This window comes from Pseudomonas chaetocerotis (assembly GCF_015712105.2).
Lineage (GTDB): Bacteria > Pseudomonadota > Gammaproteobacteria > Pseudomonadales > Pseudomonadaceae > Aquipseudomonas > Aquipseudomonas chaetocerotis.
Genome location: NZ_JACFYX020000011.1, coordinates 104,441 through 121,150, shown reverse-complemented (window position 1 = coordinate 121,150; position 16,710 = coordinate 104,441). Strand labels below are relative to the sequence as shown.

At 61.8% G+C, this 16,710-nt stretch carries 11 protein-coding genes; 1 reads left to right on the top strand and 10 read right to left on the bottom strand.

Annotated elements, in window-relative coordinates:
- Positions 1–89: 89 nt before the first annotated feature.
- The 3 genes from H3221_RS19320 to H3221_RS19310 are packed head-to-tail and all read right to left on the bottom strand — an operon-like array spanning position 90 to position 3,609.
- The gene (locus tag H3221_RS19320) at positions 90–1,103 is read right to left on the bottom strand and encodes a TRAP transporter substrate-binding protein (RefSeq protein ID WP_192980857.1); all 1,014 of its coding nucleotides are present in this window, start codon (positions 1,101–1,103) and stop codon (positions 90–92) included.
- Between the two features lie 57 nt (positions 1,104–1,160).
- Entirely contained in the window at positions 1,161–2,438 is a 1,278-nt protein-coding gene (locus H3221_RS19315) for a TRAP transporter large permease (RefSeq protein WP_196474840.1), read from the bottom strand.
- A 49-nt stretch (positions 2,439–2,487) separates the two neighbouring features.
- Entirely contained in the window at positions 2,488–3,609 is a 1,122-nt protein-coding gene (locus H3221_RS19310) for a gluconokinase, GntK/IdnK-type (RefSeq protein ID WP_196474841.1), read from the bottom strand.
- 196 nt (positions 3,610–3,805) lie between these two features.
- Between H3221_RS19310 and H3221_RS19305 the strand changes: the two genes are divergently transcribed.
- Positions 3,806–5,890 carry a TonB-dependent receptor family protein gene (locus tag H3221_RS19305; protein WP_196474842.1) on the top strand — a complete coding sequence of 695 codons (2,085 nt, stop codon included), beginning with the start codon at positions 3,806–3,808 and terminating at the stop codon, positions 5,888–5,890.
- A 156-nt stretch (positions 5,891–6,046) separates the two neighbouring features.
- Here the strand turns inward: H3221_RS19305 and sucD are convergent, their stop codons facing one another.
- The 7 genes from sucD to sdhA all read right to left on the bottom strand — a co-directional run bounded on the left by sucD (position 6,047) and on the right by sdhA (position 16,708).
- Positions 6,047–6,934: a succinate--CoA ligase subunit alpha gene (sucD, locus tag H3221_RS19300; protein ID WP_017676776.1), complete on the bottom strand. Its 888-nt coding sequence runs from the start codon at positions 6,932–6,934 to the stop codon at positions 6,047–6,049.
- A complete protein-coding gene (gene sucC / locus H3221_RS19295; RefSeq protein WP_037051889.1) occupies positions 6,934–8,100 on the bottom strand; it encodes an ADP-forming succinate--CoA ligase subunit beta in 1,167 nt (388 codons plus the stop codon). The genes sucD and sucC overlap by 1 nt, the downstream gene beginning before the upstream one ends.
- Positions 8,101–8,341: 241 nt before the next feature.
- Positions 8,342–9,778, bottom strand: a complete 1,437-nt coding sequence (lpdA, locus tag H3221_RS19290) for a dihydrolipoyl dehydrogenase (protein WP_192980861.1) — start codon at positions 9,776–9,778, stop codon at positions 8,342–8,344.
- A gap of 66 nt (positions 9,779–9,844) precedes the next feature.
- Positions 9,845–11,071 carry a 2-oxoglutarate dehydrogenase complex dihydrolipoyllysine-residue succinyltransferase gene (gene odhB, locus H3221_RS19285; RefSeq protein ID WP_196474843.1) on the bottom strand — a complete coding sequence of 409 codons (1,227 nt, stop codon included), beginning with the start codon at positions 11,069–11,071 and terminating at the stop codon, positions 9,845–9,847.
- 64 nt (positions 11,072–11,135) lie between these two features.
- Positions 11,136–13,967 carry a 2-oxoglutarate dehydrogenase E1 component gene (locus tag H3221_RS19280; protein WP_196474844.1) on the bottom strand — a complete coding sequence of 944 codons (2,832 nt, stop codon included), beginning with the start codon at positions 13,965–13,967 and terminating at the stop codon, positions 11,136–11,138.
- A gap of 249 nt (positions 13,968–14,216) precedes the next feature.
- Positions 14,217–14,924 (bottom strand): succinate dehydrogenase iron-sulfur subunit, encoded by a 708-nt coding sequence (locus tag H3221_RS19275; RefSeq protein ID WP_013715382.1) that lies wholly within the window; start codon positions 14,922–14,924, stop codon positions 14,217–14,219.
- An 11-nt stretch (positions 14,925–14,935) separates the two neighbouring features.
- Positions 14,936–16,708, bottom strand: coding sequence for a succinate dehydrogenase flavoprotein subunit (sdhA, locus tag H3221_RS19270; RefSeq protein ID WP_003459985.1), 1,773 nt, complete (start codon positions 16,706–16,708; stop codon positions 14,936–14,938).
- Between the last annotated feature and the right edge of the window lie 2 nt (positions 16,709–16,710).

Genomic DNA, 16,710 nt, shown 5'->3' with positions numbered 1-16,710 from the left:
CAAGGAGCGTTACCACCTGCGTGCCCCGCGAAACTGCGAACCTGCTCAGAATCAGCGGCGCACTGGCCGAGCCGATCCTGGGCAAGCCCTTATAGAGCGGCCTTCTCGGCTTCAGTCTGGACCTGATCGAACAGTTGCTGACCGACGGTCTCGACGACCTTCTGGATCGCCGGCGCGGCCTGCTCACGCATGCGCTGCACTTCGGTCGGCTCCACTTCGTTGATCTGCATGCCCTTGTCTTTCAGCTCGGCCAGGGCACGGGCTGCTTCCTCGCGGGTGTCCTTACGCTCGAAGTCACGCGCCTTCTTGGCCGCCTCCAGCAGGATGTTCTGCTCGGTCTGCGACAGACCATCCCACCAGCGCTTGGACACGGTGACGATCCACGGGCTGTACACATGGTTGGTCACGGTCAGGTACTTCTGCACCTCGTAGAACTTCGAGGAAAGGATGGTGTTGAAGGGGTTCTCCTGGCCGTCGACGGCCTTGGTCTCCAGCGCGGTGAACAGCTCGGAGAACGGCAGCGGCACGGCATTGGCGCCCATCAGCTTGAAGGTTTCGAGGAATACCGGATTGGGCATGACCCGCAGCTTGACGCCGGAGAAGTCCTCCAGCTTGCTGATCGGCCGCGTGTTGTTGGTCAGGTTGCGGAAGCCGTTCTCCCAGTACACCAGGCCGACCAGGCCCTTCTCTTCCAGCTTGTCCATGACCTGGCGGCCCACCGGGCCGTCGAGCACGGCATCGGCCTGCTCGGCACTGCTGAACAGGAAAGGCGTATCCCACACCGCCATTTCCTTGGTGATGCCGACCAGGGTTGCGGTGGAGCCGACCATCATTTCCTGCGCGCCGCCAATCAGCGCACTCTGCATCTGATCGTCCGAGCCCAGGCTGGCGGCACCGAAGGTGCGCACCTTGAGCTTGCCGTCGGAGGCCTTGGCGACCTCCTCGGCGAACAGCTTGGCCGCACGGCCCTGATTGCTGTTCTCGTTGAGGCCGTAACCGAAGCGGATCATGCGTGAGCGCACGTCATCGGCATGGGCGGTGAAACTGGCGAGCGGGCTGCACAGCATGGCAGCGGTGAGGATGGCGAGCAGTGGACGTTTCATCGGGTCTACCTCTTATTGTTGTGAATGATGTCGGCGCGCCAACGCCGTCAGGTCAACTCAGCGCAGCCAGGCCAGCGGCACGGTGACGATGGACGGAAACGCCACCAGCATCGCGACGATGATCAGGTAAATCAGGAAGAACGGCATGACGCCGCGCACCAGCACTTCCATGCGCAACCTGCCGATACCGCCGACGACGTTAAGCACGGTGCCCACAGGCGGCGTGATCAGGCCGATTGAGCCGATCAGCACGAACATCACGCCGAAGTACACCGGATCGACACCGGCCTTGATCGCGATGGGCGCCAGTACCGGCGCCAGAATCAGGATGGTCGGCGTCAGGTCAAGCACCATGCCTACCGCGATCATCAGCAGCATGATCGCCAGCACCAGCAGTCGCGGGTGTTCGGCCAGCGGCCCGAGCATGGCACCAATCTCGTCCGGCAACTGCGCCAGGGTGATCATGTAGGCCGATACCGTGGCAGCGGCGCATAGGAACATCACCGACGCCGTGGTGCGGCTGGCGCGGGTCAGGGTTTCCATCAGATCGTTCCAGCTCAGTTCGCGGTAGAGCAAGGTGGAAACGGCCAGGGCGTAGACCGCAGCGACCACCGCCGCTTCGGTAGGGGTGAAGATGCCGAAGCGCAGACCACCAACGATGATCACCGGCAACATCAGCGCCGCCGCACCGTCGATCAGCACCCGGCGGCGCTCTACAGCGCTGGCCTTGGGTGGCGTTGGCTCGGTAAAACCGCGGGCGATCAGGGTCCAGGCAATGATCAGACCGGCGCCCATGATCAATCCCGGCACCAGACCGGCCATGAACAGCTGGCTGATGGAGGTGTTGGTGACCACGCCATAGATCACGAACGGCATCGACGGCGGAATGATCGGCGCGATGATGCCGCCAGCGGCTACCAGGCCCGCCGAGGAATGCACCGGATAACCGCGCTGACGCATCATCGGCAACAGCAAGGTGGCCAGTGCCGCGGTATCGGCCAGTGCCGAACCGGACATGCTGGCCAGCAGCACGGCGGCCGCAATGGCAACGTAGCCGAGGCCGCCACGCAGGTGACCAAAGTAGGCCTGCGCCATGGCGATGATGCGCCGGGAAATGCCGCCGGCGTTCATCAGCTCACCGGCCAGGATGAAGAACGGCACGGCCAGCAGCGGGAAGCTGTCAGCACCGGCGAGCAGGTTCTGCGCCAGCAACTGCACGTCCCAGAAATCCAGGTACCACATCAGCACGGCCGCGGTGAGGATCAGGGCGAAGGCGATGGGCATGCCGAATGCCATGAACCCCAGCAGGGAAGAAAGAAATACCGCGACAGTCATCGACAGGTCCTCGCTGGGCAGTGCCCGTCTTGTTGGAATTGGGCCAGCATCATTCGACGTGCGCCTGGGTCAGCGTCGCCTGCGGCGTACGCCGCCAGAGGTTGACCAACTGCACCCCCGCCAGAATCGCCAGCACCAGCATGCTCGCCAGCACCGGCAGCATCGCCAGCACCACCGGATAACCGACCACCGTGCTGACGTTGCCCCAGCCGAACTGCACCTGATTCCAGGCGCCCAAGGCCGAGAGCAGGCTCGCTCCTGCCACGAGAATCCAGCTCAGCGAGTCCACCAGTCGCTGTGCCAGCAGCGGGAAGCGGTCGCGAATCATGCGGAAGGTCATCAGCTCGCCACGGCGCATACCAGAGGCCACACCGACGAAGACCAGCCAGACGAACGCCAGCCGCGAAAGCTCCTCGGCGCCCGGCCAGCCGGTGCCGAAGGCGTAGCGCAGCACCACGTTGGTAAACACCGCCACCACCATGAAGGCCATCAGCACCGCCATCAGACCGTCGGTCAGGCGATCGAACATACGCGCGATGCGACCCTCATAGATCGGTTCGGCGCCTAGCTGGGCTGCTTGGTTAGCGCTATCAATTTCACTGTCGAGCATATCCTGGGCCTGGCTCGATACGGCCTCCGTGGCTTCACGACGAACCCAGGCCTGAATATCGGCCACCAAAACCTGCCGCGACTGCTGCGCATCGACGACTCGTACGTATGGCTCACCTGCCGGGCTTTCGAGGGTGGCGAACTGGCTGTCGACCAGCGAAGTCGGCATGAAATGCCCGGGCCGAGCGCCGACACGTTGCACCGCAGTGGCGTGATCGATATCCAGGTGCACGAACTGCAACCCCGGAACCGCCTGACGCAGGCGCTCACGGTAAGCATGCTTGAGCGCCGAGCAGGCCAGCACGAAGCATTCGCCTGCGGCCTGCGCGACCAGCATCTGCTCGCACAGCGCGTCCAGCCAGTGGCGACGGTCTTCGTCGCTCAGCGGGATGCCCGCGCGCATGCGCGCTACGTTCTCGGGAGGATGGAAATGATCGGCTTCGATATGGCGCCAACCGAGTGCGGTGGCGACCGCCTGGCTGATCTCGCTCTTGCCGGAGCCACTGACCCCCATGACCACCAGGGTGGTACGGGCAGGCAATGCGCAAGGCTGCTGTTGCATGGGCACTCCATGGGCACCATCGAGGTGGCGCCGCTCATTGTTTGATCCGGATGTTAGCGCTATCCAAATCGTTCGACAACCCTCTTTCGGCAACATTTCGTAGAGCATTTCCGCTAATGGCTATCACCTAGCGCTGGTCCGCTGCTGACTGACACGTTCAATATCGCCTACCTGCCTCAAGGGAGACATTTCGCTTATGTACCGGCTGAGCCCCCGCTTCTGGCTGCCCGCATTGTTCCTGCCACTGGCTACACAGGCCGAGAACGCCACCTACCAGGTCGACCCACTGGTAGTCACCGGCAGCCGCTACCAGGCCAGCGGCTGGCAACTGCCCTTCTCGGTCAACCGCATCGATGCCGAACAGGCCACTCTGGGTAAACCAGGCGTCAACCTCTCCGAAGCACTCGGCAGCGTTCCGGGACTGGTGGTGCAGAATCGGCAAAATTATGCGCAGGACCTGCAAATATCCTCACGCGGCTTTGGCGCCCGCTCGGCCTTCGGTATTCGTGGCATCAAGCTGCTGGCTGATGGTGTGCCGCTGTCCAATCCGGACGGCCAGGGCCAGGCGGCGACCTTCGACCTCGACACCCTGGAGCGCATCGAGGTCCTGCGCGGGCCATTCGCCAGCGTCTACGGCAGCAACTCCGGTGGAGTCATCCAGCTGTTCTCGCGCGATGGCGAAGGCGCCCCCAAGGTCGCGCTCGACACCTCCCAGGCCGCTTACGGCACCAGCCGTACCCGCGTCTCGGCCGAAGGCGGCAACGACAGAGCCGGCTTCATCATCAACCGCTCGCATTTCGAGACAGACGGTTACCGCGACCACAGCGGCGCCATCCTCGACAAGACCTTTGCCAAGCTGACCCTGTACCCGGATGACCTCAGCAAGCTCAGCCTGAGCTTCAGCGAACTGGATCAGAACGACACCCAGGACCCGCAGGGTCTGACCTGGGATCAGGTACAGGCTAATCGACGGTCCGCCGCGCCCAGCGCCCTGGCGTTCAACACACGCAAAACGGTGGATCATCGCCAGCTGGCGCTCAACTACGAGCGCAGCTTCGCCGCTGGCACCTGGCAGAGCACGCTGTACAGCGGCACACGACGGGTAATTCAGTACCAGTCGATTCCTGTCTTTGTGCAGGCACCGGCGTCTCAGTCAGGCGGCGTGATCGACTTCGAGCGGCGCTTCCACGGCATCGGTAATCGCTGGATCCAGTCGTTCAATCTCGGCAGCAGTCTGTTGACCATCACCACCGGCCTGGACTACGACTATTCGCGCGATGACCGCCAGGGTTACGAGAACTTCGTCGGCGCTACCCTGGGGGTGAAAGGTAATCTGCGCCGCGACGAGCGCAACGAAGTCACCAGTCTGTCGCCCTACCTCCAGGCAGCCTGGCAACTGGGCAAACTCGACCTGCAGGCGGGTCTACGCCACAGCCAGGTGGAGTTCGACGTGGATGACCGCTTCCTGAGCAATGGCGACGACAGCGGCTCGGTCACCTACCGTAAGCTCACGCCCACTCTTGGCGCCAGTTACGCCCTGCTGCCAGATCTGAATATCTATGCCAGCTGGGGCAAGGGGCTGGAGACGCCGACGCTGAACGAGTTGTCCTATTCCGGCCCCGATAACAGCTTCGGCTTCGACCTGAAACCAGCCACCAGCGAGCAAATTGAAATCGGACTCAAGGCCCGCCTCGCACCAGCGACCAGCCTGCAACTGGCGTTGTTCCAGATCGATACGGATGATGAGCTGGTAGTGGAGTCGGCCAGCGGTGGCCGTAGTCGCTTCCAGAACGCCGCGCAGACCCGCCGCCAGGGCGTCGAGTTGGCACTGGAAAGCCGCTTGAGCGACACCTTGCGTGCCAACCTCGCCTACACCGAAATCGACGCCACTTACAGCAAGGATTTCACCAGCAACGGCCGCCTGATCGATTCGGGCAACCACCTGCCCGGCATTCCCGCGCGTAGTTTGTATGGCGAACTGGCCTGGCAACCGCTCGAGGGTTTCAGCACCACCGTCGAAGGCCTCTACCGCAGCAAGCTCTACGTCGAGGACAGCAATACCGCCAAGACGGCGCCCAGCCATGCACTGTTCAACTGGCAGGCACGCTTTGAGCAGAAGGCCGGTGCGCTTACCTTCAACCAGGTGCTGCGCATCGACAACCTGCTGGATCGCGAGTACATCGGGTCGGTGATCGTCGGTGACGGCAACGGCCGCTACTACGAACCCGGCCCGGAGCGCGCCTGGTATGTCGGCGCGGGCGTGCAATATCAGTTCGATTGAGGCTGGTGGCGCATGTGCACATCCAATGCCCGGTCTGAGGCCCCCGCCCCGCTTGTGGGATAAGGCGTCAGAGGATACGTGTCGCTAGATACGCACGCGCTCAAAAACAAAAAAGGCCACCCGAAGGTGGCCTTTTTTAGAGCAGTCAGCGAAGGCTTAAGCCTTCTTGACTTCCCAACCGGTCAGCTCGGCCAGGGCCTTGCCGATGTCAGCCAGGGAACGCACGGTTTTCACACCAGCGTCCTGCAGTGCAGCGAACTTCTCGTCTGCAGTGCCCTTGCCGCCGGAAATGATGGCGCCAGCGTGGCCCATGCGCTTGCCGGGAGGAGCGGTCACACCAGCGATGTAGGACACTACAGGCTTGGTGACGTTGGCCTTGATGTAGGCAGCCGCTTCTTCTTCAGCCGAACCGCCGATCTCACCGATCATGACGATCGCTTCGGTCTTCGGATCTTCCTGGAACAGTTTCAGGATATCGATGAAGTTGGAGCCCGGGATGGGGTCACCACCGATGCCCACGCAGGTGGACTGGCCGAAACCGGCGTCGGTGGTCTGCTTAACGGCTTCATAGGTCAGGGTGCCGGAACGCGACACGATGCCTACCTTGCCTGGCAGGTGGATGTGACCTGGCATGATGCCGATCTTGCACTCGCCGGGAGTGATCACGCCCGGGCAGTTCGGGCCGATCAGGCGTACGCCCAACTCGTCGCAGATGACCTTGGCATCCAGCATGTCCAGGGTAGGAATGCCTTCGGTGATGCAGACGATCAGCTTGATGCCGCCGAATGCAGCTTCCAGGATCGAGTCTTTGCAGAACGGAGCCGGAACGTAGATGACCGAAGCGTCAGCGCCGGTGGCTTCGACAGCTTCTTTGACAGTGTTGAACACTGGCAGGCCCAGGTGGGTAGTGCCACCTTTGCCCGGCGTCACGCCGCCAACCATCTTGGTGCCGTAGGCGATGGCTTGTTCGGAGTGGAAAGTACCCTGCGAGCCAGTGAAGCCCTGGCAGATGACTTTGGTGTCTTTATTGATCAGGACGCTCATTACTTGCCCTCCGCAGCTTTGACGACTTGCTGAGCAGCGTCGGTCAGGCTGGTTGCCGCGATGATGTTCAGGCCGCTTTCTGCCAGGACTTTGGCGCCCAGCTCAGCGTTGTTACCTTCCAGGCGGACGACCACCGGGATCTTCACGCCGACTTCTTTCACGGCGCCGATGATGCCTTCGGCAATCATGTCGCAACGAACGATGCCGCCGAAGATATTCACCAGAACGGCAGCCACGTTGCTGTCGGACAGGATGATCTTGAAGGCTTCGGTCACGCGCTCTTTGGTTGCGCCGCCACCGACGTCGAGGAAGTTGGCTGGCTTGCCGCCGTGCAGGTTGACGATGTCCATGGTACCCATGGCCAGGCCGGCACCGTTGACCATGCAGCCGATGTTGCCTTCCAGGGCCACGTAGTTCAGCTCGAAGCTGGCAGCGTGGGCTTCACGAGGATCGTCTTGCGACGGGTCGTGGAAGGTCTTCAGCTTCGGCTGACGGTACATGGCGTTAGCGTCGATGTTGATCTTCGCGTCCAGGCAGTGCAGGTCGCCGTCGGCCTTGATGACCAGCGGGTTGACTTCCAGCAGAGCCAGATCGTGATCCTTGAACAGCTTGGCCAGACCTACGAAGATCTTGGCGAACTGAGCGACTTGCTTGCCTTCCAGACCCAGCTGGAAAGCCAGCTCGCGACCCTGGTACGGCTGAGCGCCGACCAGCGGATCAACGGTGGCCTTGAGGATTTTCTCAGGGGTTTCGTGGGCCACTTTCTCGATGTCCACGCCACCTTCGGTGGAAGCCATGAACACGATGCGACGGCTGGAGCGGTCCACTACAGCGCCCAGGTACAGTTCCTTGGCGATGTCGGTGCAGGATTCGACCAGGATTTTGCTGACCGGCTGACCATTGGCGTCAGTCTGGTAAGTCACCAGACGCTTGCCCAGCCAGTTGGCGGCGAAGGCCTTGGCGTCTTCTTTGCTCTTGACCAGCTTTACGCCACCGGCTTTACCGCGGCCACCCGCGTGGACCTGAGCCTTGACGACCCACTCGCTGCCGCCGATTTTTTCGCAGGCTTCTGCGGCTTCTTCCGGGGTGTCTACCGCGAAGCCCTTGGATACGGGCAGGCCGTATTCAGCGAACAGCTGCTTACCCTGATACTCGTGAAGATTCATGCTTGTCTACCGTCTTCGTTTAGGTATTGCGCATTCGGCGCTGTACTTGTGATACCGCGCCACCTGTGACTGCCGAAGCAGTCCGCCGGGCCTTCCGCTGCGAGTCGAACTCGACGCGGGCCACCCGACGTGGTTCTGCTTGCAAACACCACCGTAGCGATGAGGCGATTACACGACGCCCCGCCTTCCACGGCGGCTTACAACAACTACTGCAGTGGCCGGACACTGCCGGCCACTTCGCTTAACGCTTCTTGCGGTTGGCGATGTGAATCGCGCCACCGTTGACCGCCAGGGCCGCTTCATGGAGCGCCTCGGACAGGGTCGGGTGCGAGAAGACCATCATGCCCAGGTCTTCGGCACTGGTGCCGAACTCCATGCCGATCGCGCCTTGCTGTACCAGCTCGGCAGCGCTTGGGCCGATCACGTGAACACCCAGTACGCGGTCGGTGTTGGCGTCAGCGATGACCTTGACGAAGCCGCCGGTGTCGTTGGCCGCCATGGCGCGACCGCTGGCAGCGAACGGGAAGGTGCCGACGTTGACGGCAACGCCTTCGGCCTTCAGCTGCTGCTCGGTCTTGCCGACCCATGCAATTTCCGGGTGGGTGTAGATCACGGACGGGATCAGGTCATAGTTCATCTGCGCCTTGTGGCCAGCGATACGCTCAGCAACCATCACACCCTCTTCCGAGGCCTTGTGCGCGAGCATGGCGCCACGCACCACGTCACCGATGGCATATACGCCCGGAACGCTGGTTTCGCACTGGTCGTTGACGAAGATGAAGCCGCGCTCGTCCAGGTCCACACCGCTGTCGGAAGCCAGCAGATCGGTGGTCACCGGGCGACGACCTACGGCCACGATCAGCTTGTCGAAGGTCATCTTCTGCTCGCCATTGGCGTCAGTAAAACTGACGACGACCTGCTTCTTCTTGACTTCCGAACCGGTTACGCGAGCGCCCAGACGGATATCCAGGCCCTGCTTGGTCAGGGTCTTCTGGGCTTCCTTGGCGACCTGCTCATCGGCAGCAGCGAGGAACTTGTCCATGGCTTCCAGGACGGTGACTTCGGCACCCAGGCGAGCCCATACCGAGCCCAGCTCCAGACCGATCACGCCAGCACCGATGACACCCAGCTTCTTCGGTACACTCTGGAATTCCAGGGCACCGGTGGAGTCGACGATGACATCCTGATCGACTGGGGCCGGCGGTATCTCGACCGGCTTGGAGCCAGAGGCGATGATCACGTGAGCAGCTTCGACCACCTGGGTCTTGCCGTCGGTGCCGGTGACTTCGACCTGCTTGCCGGCCAGCAGCTTGCCGTGGCCTTCGAGCAGGGTCACGCCATTGGCCTTGAACAGGCCGGCAACACCGCCGGTGAGGTTCTTGATGATGGTGTTCTTGCGCGCCACCATGGCCGGGACATCGATGGTCACGCCCTTGGCTTCGATACCGTGAACGGCAAAGCCGTCTTTCGCTTCGTGGTACTTCCAGGAGCTGTCCAGCAGCGCCTTGGAAGGAATGCAACCGACGTTCAGGCAGGTGCCGCCGAGCGCGACCTTGCCGTCGCTGCCCTGATACTTCTCGATGCAGGCAGTCTTCAGGCCGAGTTGCGCTGCTTTGATGGCGGCTACATAGCCACCAGGGCCGGCACCGATGACTACCACGTCGAATTTCTGGGTCATAACGTATTCCTTCTCGAATAAACCGGACGGCCCTGAGAACAGGGCCGCCGTGGAGGAGACTGGCTTTTAGATTTCCAGCAGCAGGCGAGCCGGGTCTTCAAGCAAGTTCTTGATGGTCACCAGGAAGGTCACGGCTTCCTTACCATCAATCAGGCGGTGGTCGTAAGACAGCGCCAGATACATCATCGGACGGATCACCACCTGACCATTGATCGCCATCGGGCGCTGGATGATGTTGTGCATACCCAGGATGGCAGCCTGCGGCGGGTTGACGATCGGCGTCGACATCATCGAACCGAAGGTACCACCGTTGGTGATGGTGAAGGTGCCGCCGGTCATTTCTTCGATCGACAGCTTGCCGTCTTTGGCCTTCTTGCCGAAGGTGGCGATGCCGCTCTCGATTTCAGCCAGGCTCATCTGCTCGGCATTACGCAGTACCGGAACGACCAGGCCGCGGTCGCTGGACACGGCAACACCGATGTCGGCATAGCCGTGGTAAACGATGTCGTTGCCGTCGATCGAGGCGTTGACTGCCGGGAAGCGCTTCAGCGCTTCGGTGGCGGCCTTGACGAAGAACGACATGAAGCCCAGGCGCACGCCATTGTGGGACTTCTCGAACAGGTCCTTGTACTTCGAACGCAGGGCCATGACTTCGGTCATGTCGACTTCGTTGAAGGTGGTCAGCATGGCCATGGAGGACTGAGCCTCGACCAGACGCTCGGCGATCTTGGCGCGTAGGCGGGTCATCGGCACACGCTTCTCGGTGCGGTCGCCAGTGGCGACGACAGCGGCAGCGGCCGGAGCAGCGGCAGGCTTGGCAGCGGCAGCCGGAGCGTTCTTCTTGGCTTCGACGGCAGCGACCACGTCTTCCTTGGTCACTCGGCCACCTTTGCCGGTGCCAGCGATGCTGTTGGGGTCGATACCATTCTCTTCAGCCAGCTTGCGCGCGGCCGGCGAGAGGATGGCGTCGTCGCCAGCAGCGGCAGCCGGAGCAGCAGCCTGAGCCGGAGCGGCAGCAGCGGCCGGAGCGGCAGCCGGAGCAGCGGCGGCAGCGCCACCTTCGGTCAGTTTGCCCAGCAGTTCGTTGGAGAGAACGGTGTCGCCTTCGTTCTTGATGATTTCAGCCAGAACGCCGTCGGCCTCAGCCAGTACTTCGATCACGACCTTGTCGGTTTCGATGTCGACGATCAGCTCATCACGCTTGACCGCTTCGCCCGGCTTCTTGTGCCAGGTGGCCACGGTGCCGTCGGCAACCGATTCCGGGAAGGTTGGGGCTTTGATCTCGATAGCCATTGTATGCGTTTCCTTAAATTCGGTTTACCGGCAGGTGGCACTCGCCACCTGCCGGATGAAGGCGTTAAACAGTAAAGGCGTCCTGCAGCAGTTTTTCCTGCTGCTCGGCGTGCATCGACGCATAGCCACAAGCGGGCGCTGCCGACGCATCACGACCGGCGTATTCCAGGAACAGCGACTTCTTGTGTGCAGTAGCGACGCGACGCATGTGGTGCTGACTGCAGTACCAGGCACCCTGGTTCATCGGCTCTTCCTGACACCAGACGATGTGCTTGAGGTTCTTGTAAGGCGCCAGCGCTTCAGCCAGATCGTCTTCCGGGAACGGATAGAGCTGCTCGAGGCGCACGATGGCGATGTCTTCACGACCCTCGGCACGACGCTTCTCCAGCAGGTCGTAGTAGACCTTGCCGCTGCACAGGACCATACGCTCGACCTTTTTCGGGTCCAGCGAATCGATCTCGCCGATCACCGTCTGGAAGGAGCCTTCGGCCAGATCTTCCAGGGTCGAGATGGCCAGCTTGTGACGCAGCAATGACTTCGGCGTCAGCACCACCAGCGGCTTGCGCAGCGGACGGATCACCTGGCGACGCAGCATGTGATAGACCTGCGCCGGGGTGGTCGGTACGCAGACCTGCATGTTGTGCTCGGCGCACAGTTGCAGGTAACGCTCCAGACGCGCCGAGCTGTGCTCAGGCCCCTGCCCTTCATAGCCGTGCGGCAGCAGAACGGTCAGACCGCAGAGACGACCCCACTTGGTTTCGCCACTGGAGATGAACTGGTCGAATACCACCTGGGCACCGTTGGCGAAGTCACCGAACTGGGCCTCCCAGATCACCAGCGCGTTCGGCGTGGTGGTGGCATAGCCGTATTCGAAGGCCAGTACCGCCTCCTCGGAGAGGTAGGAGTCGTACAGTTCGAACTTCGGTTGGCCGTCGTACAGGTTCTTCAGCGGAACGTAGGTCGAGGCGTCCTTCTGGTTGTGCAGCACCGCATGACGATGCGAGAAGGTGCCACGGCCGATATCCTGACCGGTCATGCGGATCGGGTGACCTTCGACCAGCAGCGTGGCGTAAGCCATGGTTTCGGCGAAGCCCCAGTTGATCGGCAAGCCGCCTGCGCCCATCTTCTGACGGTCTTCGAGGATCTTCGCCACCTGACGCTGAACCAGGAAGCCTTCAGGGATTTCCAGCAGCTTGGCCGAGAGATCCTGCAGGGTCTTCAGATCGAAGCGGGTATCATGACGCGCGGTCCAGGCATGGCCCAGGTACGGACGCCAGTCGACGAACAGCTCCTTGTTCGGTTCCTTGACCAGGCTCTTGACCACGTGCTGACCATTGTCCAGCGCGGTGCGGTACTCGTCGATCTTGGCCTGCACGTCGTCGCTGTTCTGCGCGCCGGCTGCAATCAGAGCGTCGGCGTACAGTTCACGGGTGGTGCGCTGCTTGGCGATCTGCTGGTACATCAGCGGCTGGGTGCCGTTCGGCTCGTCGGCCTCGTTGTGACCACGACGGCGGTAGCAGACCAGGTCGATGACCACGTCACGCTTGTACTGCATGCGGTAGTCGACAGCCAGCTGAGTCACGAACAGCACAGCTTCCGGATCATCACCATTCACATGGAAGATCGGCGCCTGAATCATCTTCGCCACGTCGGTCGCGTACTCGGTGGAGCGCGCATCCAGCGGGTTACTGATGGTGAAGCCGACCTGGTTGTTGATCACGATGTGGATGGTGCCACCAGTCTTGTAGCCGCGGGTCTGCGACATCTGGAAGGTTTCCATGACCACACCCTGACCGGCGAAGGCTGCGTCACCGTGGATGGAAATCGGCAGTACCTTGTCGCCAGTGGCGTCACTGCGACGATCCTGACGAGCACGCACCGAGCCCTCGACCACCGGCGAAACGATTTCCAGGTGCGAGGGGTTGAACGCCAGCGCCAGGTGCACTTCGCCACCGGCAGTCATGACGTTGGAGGAGAAACCCTGGTGGTACTTCACGTCACCGGACGACAGACCTTCGGTCTTCTTGCCTTCGAACTCGTCGAACAGGTCGCGCGGATTCTTGCCGAAGGTGTTGACCAGAACGTTGAGGCGGCCGCGGTGGGCCATGCCGATGACGATTTCCTTGGTGCCGTAGGAGCCGGAACGCTGGATGATCTCGTCCAGCAACGGAATCAGGCTTTCGCCACCTTCCAGGCCGAAGCGCTTGGTGCCCGGGTATTTGGTACCCAGGTATTTTTCCAGGCCTTCGGCAGCAGTAACGCGCTCGAGCACATGCGCCTGAACCTCGGCGGAAAACTGCGGACGACCGCGCACGCTTTCCAGGCGCTGGGCAAACCAGTTGCGCTGACCGGAGTCGACGATGTGGGTGAATTCGGCACCGATGGTGCGACAATATGTCTGCTGCAGCGCATCGCGGATTTCGCGTAGCGTTGCCTCTTCCTTGCCGATATACAACTCGCCAGTGCGGAATGTGGTGTCCAGATCCGCGTCGGTCAGGCCATAGTGGTTGATCGACAGGTCAGACGGCGCAGTGCGCACCCATAGACCCAGAGGGTCGAGCTGGGCGGCCTGATGGCCACGCATGCGGTAGGCCTGGATCAAGCGCAGCACTTCCACCTGCTTCTTTTCGTGCTCGCTGCTGACGGCCCCGGCGGAAACCGGCTGGGCACGACGCGAATTCTTGGCGAGCAGGACGAAATGATCGCGAATGGTCGAATGCGATACGTCCGTTGCAGCGCTGCCGTCGGTCGGCAACTTCTGGAAGTAAGTGCGCCACTCTTCTGGCACAGCGTTGGGATCGTGCAGGTAGAGCTCGTAGAGCTCTTCCACGTAGGCAGCGTTGCCACCGGATAGGTGGGCACTGTCCCACATGCGCTGCATCACGCTTTCTTGCATGCTTGGTCACCCTCGGTAAGGGGACACCACCGGCGTGAATACCGCATGGTCCTGATCAAAGTCATGATGCTGCGACTCGGATAAAGCCACTTGGGTTCCCGCAGATAGTCCGGGTACCAGCCCGGATGCCCCTGCTGGTCGTCATGTTTTTCGTATATGAGCCGCGGCTTTGTGAGCTGCGGCCCTGGCTTTACTGCGAGGCCGACCTGAGCCGGACTCGCAGGTGTTACAGGTATAGCAACTTGCGAATCAGGTACCGCTCTGCAGCAGCATGTTACGCACGTGACCGATCGCCTTGGTCGGGTTCAGTCCCTTAGGGCAAACGTTCACGCAGTTCATGATGCCGCGGCAACGGAACACACTGAACGGATCGTCCAGCGAGGCCAGACGCTCAGCGGTCTTGGTGTCACGGCTGTCGGCCAGGAAGCGATAGGCCTGCAGCAGTGCAGCGGGACCGAGGAACTTGTCAGGGTTCCACCAGAACGACGGGCAGCTGGTCGAGCAGCACGCGCACAGGATGCACTCGTACAGACCGTCGAGCTTCTCGCGCTCTTCCGGCGACTGCAGACGCTCGATGGCCGGAGCCGGCGTATCGTTCTGCAGGAACGGCTGCACCTTCTCGTACTGCTTGTAGAAGATGCTCATGTCGACGACCAGGTCACGAATGACCGGCAGACCCGGCAACGGACGAATCACCAGCTTGCCGCCCTTGAGGCCGGCAGCGGAGATCGGCGTGATACAGGCCAGGCCGTTCTTGCCGTTGATGTTCATGCCGTCGGAACCGCATACGCCTTCACGGCAGGAACGACGGTAGGAGAAGCCCTCGTCCTGTTCCTTGATCAGCGCCAGCACGTCGAGGACCATGATGTCCTTGCCGCCGGTGTCGACCTGGAAGTCCTGCATGAACGGAGCAGCGTCCTTCTCCGGGTTGTAGCGATAAACACTGACTTGCAACATATCAGTCACCCTTAATAAGTCCGAACCTTGGGTTCAAATGCCGGAACGGTCTTCGGCGCGAAGTTGACATCACGTTTGGCAACGCGCTTCTCGCCCGGGAAGTAGAGCGAGTGGCACAGCCAATTCTGATCATCGCGCTCCTCGAAGTCTTCACGAGCGTGGGCGCCACGGGACTCTTTACGAGCCTCGGCCGCGACCGCGGTCGCTTCGGCGACTTCGAGCAGGTTTTGCAGTTCCAGCGCTTCGATACGCGCAGTGTTGAACGCCTGGCTCTTGTCCGCGATTTTGACTTTCGCGATGCGCTCACGCAGGTCGGCCAGTTGTTGGATGCCCTTCTGCATGTATTCGCCGGTACGGAATACACCGAAGTAGTTCTGCATGCACTGTTGCAGCTCTTTACGCAGCGGGGCGACGTCTTCGCCGGTGCTGCGCTCGTTGACACCTGCCAGACGCGACAGCGACTGTTCGATGTCGGTTTCGCTGGCGCCACGGACTTCCACGCCTTCTTTCAGCGCTTTTTCCAGGTGCAGGCCAGCGGCACGGCCGAATACCACCAGGTCGAGCAGCGAGTTGCCGCCCAGACGGTTGGCACCGTGCACCGATACGCACGCCACTTCACCTACGGCGAACAGACCTTCGATGATCTTGTCGTTGCCGTTGGCGTCCTGAGTGATGGCCTGGCCATGAATGTTGGTCGGCACGCCGCCCATCATGTAGTGGCAGGTCGGGATGACCGGGACCGGAGCGACGACCGGGTCCACGTGAGCAAAGGTCTTGGACAGCTCGCAGATACCCGGCAGACGGCTGTGCAGCACTTCTTCGCCGAGGTGGTCGAGCTTGAGCAGTACGTGGTCCTTGTCCGGACCACAACCGTTGCCGGCGATGACTTCCTTGACCATGGAGCGGGCAACCACGTCACGACCAGCCAAGTCTTTGGCGTTTGGCGCATAACGCTCCATGAAGCGCTCGCCATGGGCGTTGATCAGGTAACCACCCTCACCACGGCAGCCTTCGGTGACCAGTACACCGGCGCCGGCGATACCGGTCGGGTGGAACTGCCACATTTCGATGTCCTGCACCGGAACGCCGGCGCGCAGGGCCATGCCCACGCCGTCACCGGTGTTGATCAGGGCGTTGGTGGTGGAGGCGTAGATACGACCAGCACCGCCAGTGGCCAGAACCACGGCCTTGGAGCGGATGTAGACGGTTTCGCCAGTCTCGATGCAGATAGCGATGACGCCGACGATGGCGCCGTCCTGGTTCTTCACCAGGTCAACCGCGTACCACTCGTTGAGAAACGAGGTGCCGGCTTTCAGGTTGGCCTGATACAGGGTATGCAGCAGTGCGTGACCGGTACGGTCGGCGGCAGCGCAGGTGCGAGCAGCCTGGGTCGGATTGTCCGGGCCCTTGGACTGACCGCCGAACGGACGCTGATAGATGCGCCCCTGCTCGGTACGGGAGAACGGCAGGCCCATGTGCTCAAGCTCGAACACGGCCTCCGGACCGACGGAGCACATGTATTCGATAGCGTCCTGGTCACCGATGTAGTCGGAACCCTTGACGGTATCGTACATGTGCCAGCGCCAATCATCGTTCGGGTCGGCCGAAGCGATGGCGCAGGTGATGCCACCCTGTGCGGAAACGGTGTGCGAACGAGTCGGGAAGACCTTGGTGACCACGGCGGTCTTGTGACCGCCCTGAGCCAGTTGCAGCGCAGCACGCATGCCGGCGCCGCCGCCACCAACGATGATGGCGTCATAAGAGAGAGTACGAATGCTAGCCATGA